General features: G+C 64.5%; 6 protein-coding genes and 6 pseudogenes. All 12 read right to left on the reverse strand.

Annotated features, from left to right (window positions below; all coding sequences use genetic code 11):
* Positions 1–336: a hypothetical protein gene (locus LE197_RS10445; RefSeq protein ID WP_226034011.1), complete on the reverse strand. Its 336-nt coding sequence runs from the start codon at positions 334–336 to the stop codon at positions 1–3.
* Positions 333–1,480 (reverse strand): annotated as a pseudogene (locus LE197_RS37080) (hypothetical protein). The gene LE197_RS10445 and the pseudogene LE197_RS37080 overlap by 4 nt, the downstream one beginning before the upstream one ends.
* Positions 1,477–3,686 (reverse strand): annotated as a pseudogene (locus LE197_RS10455) (phage tail protein). Before LE197_RS10455 ends, LE197_RS37080 begins: the two co-directional pseudogenes overlap by 4 nt.
* The gene (locus LE197_RS10460) at positions 3,676–3,894 is read right to left on the reverse strand and encodes a hypothetical protein (RefSeq protein WP_015987655.1); all 219 of its coding nucleotides are present in this window, start codon (positions 3,892–3,894) and stop codon (positions 3,676–3,678) included. Before LE197_RS10460 ends, LE197_RS10455 begins: the two are co-directional and overlap by 11 nt.
* On the reverse strand, positions 3,891–4,130 hold the full coding sequence (locus LE197_RS10465; protein ID WP_015987654.1) for a hypothetical protein: 240 nt from the start codon (positions 4,128–4,130) through the stop codon (positions 3,891–3,893). Before LE197_RS10465 ends, LE197_RS10460 begins: the two co-directional genes overlap by 4 nt.
* Before the next feature lie 8 nt (positions 4,131–4,138).
* Positions 4,139–4,914: pseudogene (locus LE197_RS37085) on the reverse strand (phage BR0599 family protein).
* A gap of 34 nt (positions 4,915–4,948) precedes the next feature.
* Positions 4,949–6,653, reverse strand: a pseudogene (locus LE197_RS10475) (hypothetical protein).
* Positions 6,653–7,575 (reverse strand): annotated as a pseudogene (locus LE197_RS10485) (hypothetical protein). The pseudogenes LE197_RS10475 and LE197_RS10485 overlap by 1 nt, the downstream one beginning before the upstream one ends.
* Position 7,576: 1 nt before the next feature.
* Complete coding sequence (locus LE197_RS10490) at positions 7,577–8,533, reverse strand: hypothetical protein (RefSeq protein ID WP_015987650.1); 957 nt, start codon at positions 8,531–8,533, stop codon at positions 7,577–7,579.
* Positions 8,534–8,540: 7 nt separating this feature from the next.
* A complete protein-coding gene (locus LE197_RS10495; protein ID WP_226034016.1) occupies positions 8,541–12,239 on the reverse strand; it encodes a tape measure protein in 3,699 nt (1,232 codons plus the stop codon).
* 126 nt (positions 12,240–12,365) lie between these two features.
* Positions 12,366–12,862, reverse strand: a pseudogene (locus tag LE197_RS10500) (DUF6631 family protein).
* Between the two features lie 3 nt (positions 12,863–12,865).
* On the reverse strand, positions 12,866–13,639 hold the full coding sequence (locus LE197_RS10505) for a hypothetical protein (RefSeq protein WP_015987647.1): 774 nt from the start codon (positions 13,637–13,639) through the stop codon (positions 12,866–12,868).
* Positions 13,640–13,666 lie beyond the last annotated feature (27 nt).

A 13,666-nucleotide genomic window follows, 5' to 3' on the forward strand; every position in this document is an offset into this window, starting at 1 on the left:
CTAGGGACCGTAGCAAAGGAGACGTTGGTCACAATTATCAAAACGCTTAGGACTGGGGAGCGGATAGCGTTCTTTGATCGCCTGCACGGCCGCGACCCATGCCTCCAGGTCCGGCTCTGTACCGGTAGCGATGGCGTCAAACTCGGCCTCCAGGCGCAGCGGGTCGGACTCGGTGCGATAGGCCTGGCGGCGAAGCTCCTGGACCTCTGCGAGGAGGTCGTCGGGATGGAACGCCAGGTCGCCGACCGGGACGCCAGCGAGTGCGGCGGCCTCGTCCAGCGTGCCATCCCATTCCGCGAAGAACTCGCCTTTCAGTAGAACTCGTTTCATGGTCATGCACTCTGTGAGTTGACGGTTGCAATGGGCGCGAAGTGGATTCCGGGGTCAACTAGCCCCCGAAGAAAGCGGGACACGCCATAGCCGCAACCCCGCCTAGAGTCATGTGGAAGTACGGAAAACCGTTGTCGTACCCTTGCGCGGATCGCTTCGAAAGGCGGACATGCTTCCATCCATCAGCGGGGTTAGTACCTGCCCCGGTAGTACGGGTTCGCCGTTAAGCCATATCCGGTAATCTGTCGTCGGAACCCCCGCCGGCATGAAATGGAGCGATCCGGTTTCAGCGCGCACCCACATCACCGCCGTACTCCATCCATCGGCGATGAACAGCGCTCGCGATACGTTGGTCATTTGAAGATAGCGGGTAGTCCCGTCGAGCCCAGAGGAACCCGTTGTCGCGTTCGGCCCTGCTGTCACCAGGGCGGTATAGAACTCCACCCCGTAGCGGGCAAGGCTACCGCTCGGCCGTCCCATCGCCACTAGCAAATCTTGGACGCGCTGGTTGATGTTGCCCGCCGTCCCGCCGTTTGTGGTGTTGTCGTAAATATACTTCCCGCCGTCCGTAATCGTCGCCCCGTTCCACGGCGAGAGGAACGTGCTGGAAAACGACCCGGTGAAGCGCAGAATCAGCGGATTGATGATGCCGGCGAATCGTCCGCTGTCGGGCATCAGATTGAGAAACGGCATGCCGTTGAGGTCTGCCACGGCAGCGGTCCCAAGTTTCCCCACGCCCCGTTGTTGCGTGCGTAGTTGCTGCCGTCGCTGGGCGCGTCCGACATACCGCCCACCAGCTCGACCCACGCCGTGCCGGAATACTCATACGTCTTGACCTGGCCGCTCGGCGTCGTCTCGTTTGCGACCTGGACACGCCAGCCCAGCCGTGGCGGCATGTACTCCCAAATTGCCGTGGTGGCGCCCGTTGCCCACCAGCGCGCTAGGCGGTTCTGATTGGAGCCGGAGCCAGTGAAAATGTACGTGTCCCCCTCGGCCTGGCCGCTGGTCGGGAGCGCGGCGACGCGCCCTTGACGACCGGCTGCCTCAGAAAGTCATCCCAGCGCCACATCCGAATCAGATCGCTGTAATGCCCTTCTCCCGGCAAGCCGTTGATCAGCAGGCCGGTGTTAGGCCCCATATAGAGAGTCATGCGGAAACGCCTCCAAGGTCTTCGCCCAAGCGGAAGCCCAGGCCGTGTCGTTCGATGGTGATGTCGTGTTGCTGCCAGGATTGGATTCCGTCGCGGACGCTGCGCAGGACTAGGCGCACGTCCTGGAGCGGGCCGTCAGCGACGTCTTCGGCCAGCGGATAGGACCAGTTACTGGATGTGAGGCCGGCATAGGTGCGCTTCAGCGTCGTGCCGCTGTAGACCTGGAGCGTCACCGTCGCCCCATCTTCGGGCCCGATGTTGCCGACAGTGGTATCGATCAACTGGTCGGCCTGGCCGATCCGGTCGCGCTTCGCCCAGCTCACCGACAGCGCCCCGTAGACCTTCGTTGGGTACGCGCTGCCGTTGATGCGGAACTGGCCGGGCGGGTACGGCTTACCTTGGCGCCCGGTCAGCGTCAGGCTGTCGGTGGCGGCCAGCGCCGGGGCCAGTTGGCCCTCGCTGGTGTTGGTCAGCAGCCGGGCCTGGAGCGTCACGCCCTGGCTGTATACCGTCTCGTCCACCGCTTCGAACGTGTCGTAGAACCAGACCCGAGCCCCGGCCAAGTGTGCTTGGCCGGCACGGTATCGGCGCAGCCGCGCGCCAGGGTGACGGTGCCACTGGCATAGTTGACGGCATCGACCCGGACTATCTCGTCGTCAACCACAGCGGCCTGGCCGACAGTGACGTCCTCCAGCCGACTGGCGTTGGTCAGCGTGACCACGTTCGGCCCGGCCGCCAGCGGCAGCTCGGCGGCGAGCAGGCCGGTCGGGCACCAATCCCCGGTTCCTCGATCAACGAACGCGCCAGAGCTGCCGACGCGGTCGGTCAGGGTGTAGCTCTGCGACAAGCTTGTCGGCGCCTCGGCCAGCGCAGCGAGGTAGGATGCGGACACGTCCAGGAGCTGGAGATTCGCCGGATCGATCACGCCGGCCAGTTCGCGATATGGCGCCTCGATCAGTCGGCGCACAGTGATCGCCCGAGGCGTCCGGTCGGGCGGAATCCAGCCCGGTGGCGGTGGCGCCACGCCGGTTGTCGCCGGCAGATTAAACTGGTCCTGGACGACGGTCAGAGTGATCTTGCCGTCGCCGAGGAAGTTGTCCTCGATCCGGCCGACCCTGACGACGGTTTCAGGGATGCCGCGTCGGGTCGAGCGGATGAGGAACGGTTGGCCGGGGTTCAGGCTGCGGGCGCGGCGGTCGAATACGCCTTTATAGCGCTTCAGGCCGGTTGTCTTCAGACGCATTTCCCGCTCCCCGACTCGCCCGGCCAGCTCGCCAGTCGGCACGCCCAGGAACTCGACTTCCTCGGACGACCGCCGCCCCTGCGAAGCGGCGACCGCGTTGTTGTTGACGATGACCTGGCGCTGCGCGCCGTCGGTCTGGTCGATGTACTTGACGATAAGCTGGCTCGGCGCGAGCGAGGTCGAGCCGGTCTTCTCCTGGGTGATCTCCAGGAGGCCGCTGTCCTCGTCGAACAGCGGCAAGTCTGCAACGCTGTAGTCGTCCCGCAGGAGGCGGATGCTGATTTGTCCGGTCTGTCGGTTCGGGTAAACCTCGGCGCCGATATGCGATTTCACCGTCTCGCAGAAGTTCTTGAAGCTGTCGGACCGGGTCCACTCAAAGCACAGCCCGAAGCCTTCGGCATACAACGTGTCGGCAGCAGCCCGCCAGCTCGCCTCGTCCATTCTTGTGCGGGCCAGCCCCCGGAAGTCCCGGCCGGTGTAGACGAGATAGAGGATATGCGCCGGGTTCATCGCTTTGATCTGACCGTCCGCTAGCCAGACAAACTGCTTTTCGGGATACCAGGGGTTGCCGTCCCACAAGCGGTTCCCGCCTCGGCGCAGAATCTCCCACTTCTTCGGGTACGGGTTAACCGAAGTCACCAGGCCGGAATAGAAGCACGTGGTAACGCCCCGGAATGCCGGCACCAGGCCGCCGAGCATCGCCGCCAGGCGCGGCAGGACGCCCTGGTCCTCTTCACCGAACAGGACATCCAGCGTCCCATCGAGCCCGCCTTCGCCCTTGTCACCGCCGAACAGCTCAGGCGCGTTGATGCGGACCTGGCCATTGCTGGTGATTGACCCTTTCCATGCAGTCTTACCACTCGCCCGGATAGCACAGACTTCATCGACCTTCTTGCCCAGGGCGAAATGGATGTCGAAGTAATAGCGCCACCCGACCACCTGAGCCTTGGGTTTAGCGCCCATCAGCCACCTCCCGGCGCGCGTGCTCAACCAGTTTGAGCGCGAGCGCGTCGCCAGTCGCGATCAACAGGTCAGAGTCGATGCCGTCCTGCAAGAACGCCATCCAGTCCAGGCCGTGGCGCTTGAAGAATTCCCGCGCCCGGCCGTGGCAGTAGCCCTGCCGGGTAGTCCAAGTCGGGACGGTGTGCAGGTGCTGTACAGTCACGATCATTTCTTGCTCGCCTTGGTTTTGATGGCCTTCATGCGGCGGCGCTCTACCGTCAGCACCATCCACGACTTCGACCAGCACTGGCCGAACACCACCGCTTGATCTTCCCCTTCCTCGCATAGCGGGAAGTCAGCGGCATCGAATGCTGCTGGCTTGGGTTTCTGCGGTTTCGGCGCCAGGACGCTGGATAGGATGTACGACGCCGCCAGGATGGCGAGATTGATTGTGATCGGGTCCATGGCCTACCTCACCAGACCTGGTCGCCGTCGAACGGCGACCTGCCTTGCAGCTTGTTGAAGCCCCGGAAGTTCAGGATGTTGCCGAATTTGCTGTCGCAGGTTTCCGCGAGCCCGTCGCAACCCGGATACACCCGCAGCTGGCTCCCCGCCGGAATGCCCTCGGTGCCGCCCAGGATGTGCAGATCGGCCCCGGCGTGCTGCTCGATGAAGCGGCGGTCGTAGTTATCGCCGTCCACCTGCCACTCCACATAGCCCCGGTAAACCACCCATCGGCGTAGCCGGCGACCACGCCGCTGGAGATCACCCAGCCGCTGATGCTCTGCGGCGTCAGCGTCACGCGATACGGGACGAGGTTGACCTTGCAACGGTGGTCGCCAACGATGGCCGTGCAGGTGCGGCAGTAGGTGTCGATCAAGCCCGGCTGGTCCATCAGCTCGTCTTCGGACACGCACGTTATGCGGCAGCTATCCATGGTCGGCCAGTCCACATCGCCAATCTGGCCTACCCAGGAAACCGCTGCCTCGGCGTCGCCGTAGTGCATGTCGTAGACGACTAGGTCGATGGCATCACTCGGCGACCGGGTCTTGTACAGCAGCGCGACATCGAGGTCGGCCGGCGCGGTGATGACGAACTGGTCGGACTGCGGATCGCCGGAACAGATGATCCCGTTGTCGGTGATGCCGCCCTGGACCGTGCGGAAAATCTGGTTCTGGTAGGTGATGTCCCGGTCGCTGCTGTTGTAGCTCCAGCGGATCGCGCCACGGCTGAACTGGTACAGCCGCACCGGCTGCCCATCCGCGAGCGAGCTTTCGCGGCTGTTAAAACTCATCGTCACGAACCCCTTGAACGTCAGGGCGGCAGTGGCGACGCCCTCGCTGTCGGTGACGTGCTCAATCTCGACCACGTCGCTTGCGGCGCTACAGAGCGCCATGAAACAAATGCGCGCCACGTCGCCAGGCTCGACCAGCCGGCCCAGGGCGGCGTCGATGGCCAGGCGCTCGGTGTCGGCGTCCAGCTCGGTGCTGGTAAGGATGCGTCGGTGATAGACGGTGCCGTCGTACAGCTCGATGCGGATATCGCGCGACGGCCCGGCCGACCATTGGCGAAACGGGCATAGCCGATATTGCGCACGTCCAGCGCGGTGGACAGCTGCGAGACGGTGGCGACCAGGGTCAGGTCGTCGGCGTGGGTCGGCACCCACAGCGGCTTCTGCTGACCGCGTAGCGCATAGACCAGGCTGCGGAACGCCGACCGTTCGGCTCGGCCCATGCCGATCCAGCGATGACCGATGACGGGCAGCGCCATGCCGGCGACGTCGGTCACGCGGGGAATGGCGCTGCCGTTATCCAGGGTGGACAGCAGGCGCTGATAGCTCGACGTCAGGTCTTCGCTTTCGTCGGGGCGCTGTTCCAGGACAGGACGCCCCCGGTACATCGTCGCCGGCATCACCTCGGGCCAACTGCTGGGTTCCATCACAAGGAACGACACCCGCGCAGACTGCGCGGTATCGGTCAGCCGGGTCAGCGTGGGCTGTTCGGTCAGCTGCGCGGTGCGCACTGGGTACAGTCGCGAGCCAGTTCCCCACGCGGCCTGGACGGGCCGCACCAGGTCCAGGCCGCTGGCGGTCACCGTCTTGACCTCGACGACCTCGTAAGTAAAAGCGTCCTCGCCGCGCAGCATCGCCAGACCGCCGTCGCGGAAGTCGAGGCCGGCCGTGTCGCACGGAATGCTCAGCGACCCGGCCGCCAGCGGCTGGTGGAGCAGCTGGATATCAGGCCAGATCGGCAGCGCCCAAATGCGCGCACCCCAGCCGAACAGCGTCATGTCCAGCAACTGCCGCTCGCGATCCACCGCGTACATGTTCGCTTCGAACTCTCGGCGCGGCGCCAGGCGCATGGCTCGGCGCTGGGTCACGGCCGATTCGCTTTGCAGGATATTTGTCGATGCGCTCAGGCGTTCGACGATGCTGTCGCCCCAGTCCGGCGCGAACGTCCAGGCGATGATGCGATTGCCAGTGATGACCAGGGCCAGGTCCGGCTCGCCCTGGAGCCTCCAGATGATCCGGGCATTGACTACGGGCGGGCCGTCGGTGCCAATGCTGACCGTCCAGGTGCGTTCCTCCAGGGCGGCAAAACCCAGCGGCGGCGAAGCCTGGCCGGACAGCGTAATGCCGTCTGCGGCTTCGCGGTCGATAGCGGTCAGCATGCGCGGGCTGAAATAAGCGTTCCAGACTGATGCCGGTCGTATCTGGGTGCTGACGACGTTGCCCAGTTCCATTGCGGTCGGAATCAACCAGAGGCGGTTGTAGTAGTTCTCTTCCAGAGCGCTTTGGTGGACAGCCTGGTAGGTCGAATGGATCACCTCTACCGGCTGATGCGCCCCATAGGCGCCGGCCCAGGTCGAGGCCGCGACCGCTGCAAGGCTGATGTCCTGGTTCAGCTCCAGGGCGTCGATATTCGGCGTGATGCCGGCAACGATCCCCTCCACAGGCTTCGGCACCTGGAACCCTGGAAACGTCGCCATCACTCGACCACCCGGAAGCAATAGCCGACCCAGGCGCTGGCGCTGTCGAAGTCGGTAGCGGTTCCGCGTTGGAGCAACGGATAGACGCGCCAAGTGTCGCTACCGACGACAAGCGGATCACCAGGCGCGAGGAAGGCCATGTTGCATATGCCAAAGTCCGGCACTTCGCCCACGTAGCGCGAGCGCTGCTGAGCGCCGAACGCATAGATGGCGCACGGCACAGTGGTGGTCGAGCTGTTCAGCTCGTTTGCGCTGGCGTCGATCAGTCCGACGTCAGGATGGTACTGACTTCTGTAGTTTCCACGGCCTGGCCCGATGACCCGCCGGGGATGGTCGTCGTGTAGTCGAATGGCAGCCAGTCGGGCGAGGGGCCGCCATCCAGGCCATCCACACGCAGTACGCAACCACCGTCGCTATAGCGAACGTGATAGCCGTCGAACGGATGACAGGACCAGCTCGATGTCAGCATCTGGCCCGTATGATAGATTACGGAGCCGCATACGTACTGGCCGCCGCTGTATTCGACTCCGCGCTTGTTGAGCGAGCCAATCATCACCGGCCGGAACTGACCGGCCGCAATCTCGACGTGCAGGTGCAGATAGGCCGCCGTGGCAAACAGGTGGTAGCGCGTGAACGGCCCACCGCTCAGCTGTGCGACGGTCGGTCCCTTCGACGAATAAGGGTTGTTCTGCACCGAGTTACCGGGCTGCGCGTTCCACGCCAGGCTGTTATCGAACCCCGTATTGCCCGCCATCTGGAACTGATTGGCTCCGGCATTGAATGACCAGTACCCATCAGCGTTGTGACAAAGCCATTCCGATGCCGAGGCGCGGTCGGTGACCCAGCCGAGCGACTCGGCGTGGACGCGCACCTTGGCGAGCAAGTCGGCCGGGTTGTTCGCTGTTCCTGTGAAATAGGCCATGTCAGTCCTTCCTGATCGCGTAGAGCCAGGGGTTGCCCGAGCGCCAGGCGGTTTGGAAAACAACGTGGTCCACTCCGTCCTCGACAATCACGTCCTCGGCGCCGGAGTTGAGCGTTGGCACGTAGAAAGCGCCGTCGAAGTCGCCCAGGTTTCGGCGACCCTCGGTTTCGCGGGTGACGAACGACAGCGCCTTGAGCGGGAACTTCCCGAATGAATCCCGCAGTTGTTTGACCACGGTGTCACTGCTGCCCGCATAACGGCCGCAGCCCAGCGGGAGGAGCGTCCGATTGTTGTAGTCGGACTCGTTGGCAGCCCCTCCGTCTACAGTGAAACCGAGCCAGCGCCCGGCAGGATCGCGGAGATAGCAGCTTCGCTCGTAGGGGCTGCTGATGCCTCGGTGCCGGTCGCTGACGTCTGACCAGCGAGTTGCAACGTCACCACGGTAGGAGCCCACGACGGCAAGCGGGTACGGATACTGCGACGGCGGACAGGGTGGCAGGATGAAGCCGGCGCCGGCCGACTCGTAGATCGTCGAGACTTTCACGACGATCCAGAAGCGTCGGCCGTTAGCGAAGAACCAGTACGGCATGGGCTGGTTCCACAGCAGCGCCTGAACCCGTGGGCTGTAGTTGGCAAACGCGGTCCAGTAGTCGCCACCGGGCGGGATCGCTCCAGGATTAAACGCCGTGCCGCCCATCAGGCGCAGGTTGTAGTAGTCCAGCGCCGTATCGCCATAACTCTGAATCCCCATGTAGATGGCGTCGGTGCCGCCCAGGCCTGGGGCGCGCAGTGTCACCTGGCGCACGGCGATGGCCGTGCCGGACGCGGGGATGGTGTTGTCGAAAACCTTTTCGTAGGCCTGCCCAGCCGCGACCAGGTCCGGGCTCACGGTGAGGAACTGGACCAGGCGCTCGACCAGGTCGGCGTGGTTGACGGCGGTGCCGAATTCGGTGGCCATGGGACTCCTAGATAATCTGCTTGACGGCCTGGCGGTTCTTGTTCAGCCAGACCAGGAAGTGTTCGCCGCCTTTGCCGGCCCACATGTCGGCCGCCATCTGATCCGTGTCCTGAACGGCGTGCAGGTAGATCGAGTTGGCGACCGAGGTACTGAAGTTCTTGGATGGTTCGGGCAGTTTCGCGCCGACACGGACGGGGGCCGGCAGGTTGGGGGCGGGAATGCCGGCACGTCCGCCCGTTGCGTGACGAACAGGATTCGCCCAGCCGGCCAGTGCGGCCATGCCGTAACGGTTGAACTGTTCGAGAAATGCCAGAGCGCCAGGTTGCTTCACGACGGCGGCACGGGTGACGTACTCCCAGTCCGACAGGCGAGCTGGAATGCTGTCACTGGTGGACGTACCGGGGCCGCGTACATGGCCGCCGCTGGCAAAACCGAACGCTCCAGCGATGGAGGACCACCAACTGCCGCCACCCGCCGCTGCTCCGGCCGCACCCGCCGCGCCACCGGCTGCGCCCAGGCCCTGGACGCCGTTAGCAGCGGCCAGGGATGCGGCGGCGGCCTGGATTGCGGCAGCCCCAGTCAGCAACGACGCCCCAGCGGTCGAAAGCGCGCCGGCCGACGCGGTAACAGCCGCCGCGCCGGTCGTCATACTGGTGTCCTGCTGGCCGCCACCAAACAGCCCCATGATGCCGCTGGACAGCGATTGCGCGAGGTTCTGCGCCGCCATGTTCACCAGGGCATTTAGTACAGCCTCGCCCAGCGACGTGATGGCGTCGCGCAAGTCCATGGTCCCGGAAGCCAGTCCCTTAATAGCGTCGGTAAAGCCGGTAGTGAGCCCGTCCCGCAAGGTGGTTTCGAGCAGCGTCGTGGTCTGCTGGAGTCGCTCCGCTTCAGCTTCCAGCTGGGCGAGCGATTCAGCAGCAGCTCGGCCGACCTCGCCAGGCTGGCGGGCCATCTGTTCCAGGATCGGCCGAATCTGCTGGAGCTTCTCGTAAGTCGCTCGGTGAATGTCCAGGATTCGCTGCCGAGCGTCCATTTCGTTGATAACGCCGGCATCCTGCTGGACGTTGACGGATGACTCAGCTCGCTGTTGCTCGGCCAGTAAGTCGTCCATCTTCTGCTTGACGTCATCCAGACGGACCTTGGCCTCGGCGACGGGGATTAGCTTGTCGATCCAGGCCAGGCCGGCGTCGTTGCCCGCCTTTTCGAAGTCCCGACGCATCGCGTCAAATTTCGTCCGAATCTCCAGCAGCCCCGCGTCAACGGTGCGCCCGGTCGCCCGCAGATACTCGGCCTGGAGGTCGGCATTGGCGCTTGCATTGGCATCGGCTTGGCGCCTCTTCTCGTCGGCATCGATAGCAGCCAGGGCAGCTTCTGCCCTGGCCCTTAGCGCTCCGGTAAGTCCTTTCTCGGCCAGCTCGTAGGCGCGAACCTCGGCGCTATTCATACCCAGCAGGGCCGCCTGGCGTTCCAGCTGGGTGACGTAGCCCTCTTGGCTCTTGCGCAGTTGTTCCGACGTCTGAGCGCTCTTGCGCGCCGCCGCTTCAGACTGGCGTTTGGACTCGGCTTCGGCCTTGTTGGTGGCGTCCAGCTTCTGGTTGGCGGCGGCCTGATCCAGGATCTTCCTACCCAGCTCCGACGTGGCGTCGATACCTTCCTTGCGCAGGTAGTTCAGGGCTTCTTCTGTCGCGGTGAGGTTCTGTAGGCGTTCGTTCTGGCGCTCCAGGTTCTCCAGGTACTGCTTGCCCTCGCGCACGTTCTTGAAGCGGTCGCCGGCTCGTTCTGCCTCAAGCCTGCGCAGGGCTCCGGTCAGCGCCTGTACCCGTTCGTTGGCTTCGTCCAGGCTCGGGAGGTCCATGCCCGGCACCGTAGGAACGTCCGTGTCCTGGAGGGCCTCGGCACGCTGCTGTATCTGCTCGGCCTCGGCCAGTTGCTGCTTGATCTGCTCGATGCTCTTGCCGAGCTGGTCGTAGTTGGCCGTCTTCAGGTCACCCAGGTTCAGCGCCTGGATGATGTTCCGCGAGGCGTTGCGGATGCGGACGCTAGCCGACTCGGTTGCATTGGCGGCACGGTCCATGCCGGACTCGGCGTCACTACCGAAGTCCAGGAACGCCGTGGCCGCAATGGCAATCATCGAGATAACGCCGATGGGACCGCCCAGGAACCCCAGCAGCCGGCCACCGACCGCCGTCACTGTTCCCATGCCGCGAGCCAGGAAGCTGGATGCCGCAGCGGCGGCCGCAGAGGCGATATTCGCGTTGTTCGTGGCGACCGTCAGGGCCTGTTGTGCCGAAGCGGCGGCCGCGACTGCGGCGGTCCTACGCTGATAGGCGGCGGTGACGGCGGCCGAAGACGCCAGCGTCGTGGATGCGAGCGCCGCCTCTGCGGCCTGGACCTGCCTGATAATGGCCACTTCGGACAGGCGCAGCTCAGCCAGGCGAGCGAGGGACTGTTGCCGGCCAATATCGGTGATCTGCGCCTGAAGGCGGGCCTGCTCCAGCGTGCGCTCCGCGACCAGGGCGGCCTGGACGTCCCGAAGGTTCTGGAGGCTGGCGGTCTGGCGGGCGCGGCTGGCCGCCACCTCGGCCTCTGCCGAGGCGACAGCGGCCTTGGCCCGTTGCAGCTCCTGGGCAGCGGCTCGCTGTGCCGCCACGGCGGCGCCTTCGTCGGCCGTGGCTTTCTGAGCGGCGGCGATGGCAGCGGCGCGGCTGGCCGCCGCGTTGCTGAGCCAGGTAGTGGTCAGCCCGGTGATGGCCGCCACCGCTCGCCCGGCTGCCGTCACCATCACGGCATCCAGGGCGGTGCCCAGTAGCTCGGCGTTATCGCTCAGGCCGTCCATGACATTGGCGACCCCGGAAATGGCACCGGCCAGCGCTTCGCCCGCACCTCGGCCATTGGTGAACTCACCTACCAGGCGAGTGAACGCATTCTCCAGTTCCTGGACTGCCATCGAAACGGTCTTGATGCGGGTGGCGAACTGATCGTTCACGCCGGCCGCCGCATTGCTCAAGGCGTCCACCAGGACATCAGCTGTCAACTGGCCTTCGTTCGCCATCTTGCGAAGCTCGCCGATATTGACGTTGAGGCCATCGGCAATTGCTTTCAGCAGCGCGGGCGCCTGCTCGCTGACCGAGTTGAATTCCTCACCGCGCAGAACGCCCGACGCCAGAGCCTGGCCGAACTGGACCAGGGCCGCCTCGGCGCTCTGCGCACTGGCGCCTGAAATCGCGATGGACTTGGCCACCGTGTCAGTCAGCGATGCGACTTGCCGCTGGCTGATGTTCAGCCGGTCGGCGTTCTGCGCGAAACGCTGGTAGACGGTGGCGGTAGAGTCCAGCGCTGAGCTGGTCAGCTGAGCGATGCGGTATACGTCAGCGGTCACCGCCGCCAGTTGAGCCTGGGTGCTGGTGACCAGGCGCAGCCGGTTCTGGAGGTTGGTCCAGGCGTCGGTGGTCTGGATGATCTCCCGAATGCTGAACAGCGCCCCCAGCCCCAGCGCAGCGGCCTTGATGGAGGCAGCAAGGGCCGTCATGCCGCCACCGATACGCTGGGTGGCGGCATTCAGTTGATCAGCATCCCGCGCCGCTGTCCTGGTGCTCTGGCCCAGTTCATCGACATTACCGTTCAGACGACGCAGGGCGTCCTGGGCGTCGTTCAGATCGGCGCGGATGCGGAGGGCCAGTGTCAGTTGCTGATTGTTCGCCATTTCAGGATTCCAACTGTCGGAGCAAGGCGGTGGCGTCCGTGCCTCCCACCATTCCGTACATCACCGCGTTAATGTCTCGGGCCTGCTCGCGGCGCTCAGCCGCTTGCGCCTCTTCCCAAAAGAGAATCAGCTGTCGCCGGGTGTAGTTGTTGAGGGCGTCGCGGTGGTGGCCGGCGCGAATGAGGTCGGCGAAGACTCGGCTCCAGAGCGCTGCGCGGCCAGTGCCATTTCCAGGAGGCGCGGACGCCAGAGCCGTCGGACGAAAAACCGCTGTTCACCTCCCACCAGGTCAGCACCAGGGCTTCACCTTCGTCTGGCGGCAAAGTGTCCACCCAGTCCACAGACTGGCCGCAGCTGATCGCGATCAGCTCGCGCAGCGCGTCAGCGTGCAAGGCCAGGGCGTCAGAAGATGACGTTGATCGACTCCGGGCTGTCCATCTTCTGCGGGGAATAGCGGCCAGGCTGTCGCCAAGCGGCGCGAGTAGATGGTTGTGGCGCAGTTGCTCGCTGAAACTCAGCTCGCGGACGGTCACCTCGACGCCCCCGACCGTCAGTTGACGGTCGGGAAACAGAACCTCCAGGCTGCCATCGGGAGCAGCCGCTTTCGCCTTCGGCTTCGCCATGGCTTAGCCCACCTGGATAATGCGGCCGAACTGCCCCAACGGACCATTGGCCGGCTTGGAGGTATCCAGGAGCGCGGAAAAGCTCACAGGCATACCCGCCACGTCGTTGCCGTCGGTGATCAGCGACAGTTCCTGGAGCAGCCCTGGGGAGAGTTTGTAAATCTCCACGATGATCGGCGCGCCGTCCTCAGCCAGGTTGATGCCTTCGTAACGCAGGGCCACATTGGAGCGCTTAGCCGCCGACAGCAACGTAACCTGCTTACTGGCCATGTACTCATAGGCGGCAATGAACGGCTGGGTCGGAGCCGGCGACGTCGGCAGACTGAGGATTTCCAGCGCCCCAAACGCGGGCTCCAGCAAATAGTGATCCTCGGTCAGCGTGACGGGCGTACCCGCGCTATCGGTGATCACCAGGTCGCTGACGCCAGGGTTCTCCAATACAACCTGGTCACCTGCCTCCAGGCCGGCCGGCAGCAACTCACCGGTCACAGTACCGGCTGCGGCGGTGCTGGCGGTTCCCTGGGAAAACAGGGCGACGTTGTCCACGTCCAGGCTGTGCAGGGTTGCGGTCATGTTCAACGAGGGGGAAATGCCCCACTCGCGCACCTTTACCTTCTTGCCAGAGTACGATTCGCGGTGACTCATCGACTCTTCTTCCATCGCACCGCTGAGCGCGGACACGTCGCCCAGCCAGCGCCACGGAGTCAGCCCGGCAGCGGTATGGATGGCCAGCTTCAGCTTACCCTGGCCGTAGTAGTACGTTTCGACTTGGGCCATATCGGCACCCTCCTAGTTCGGTGGCTT

This window comes from Pseudomonas sp. PS1(2021) (genome assembly GCF_020405165.1).
GTDB classification, from domain to species: Bacteria; Pseudomonadota; Gammaproteobacteria; order Pseudomonadales; family Pseudomonadaceae; genus Pseudomonas; species Pseudomonas aeruginosa.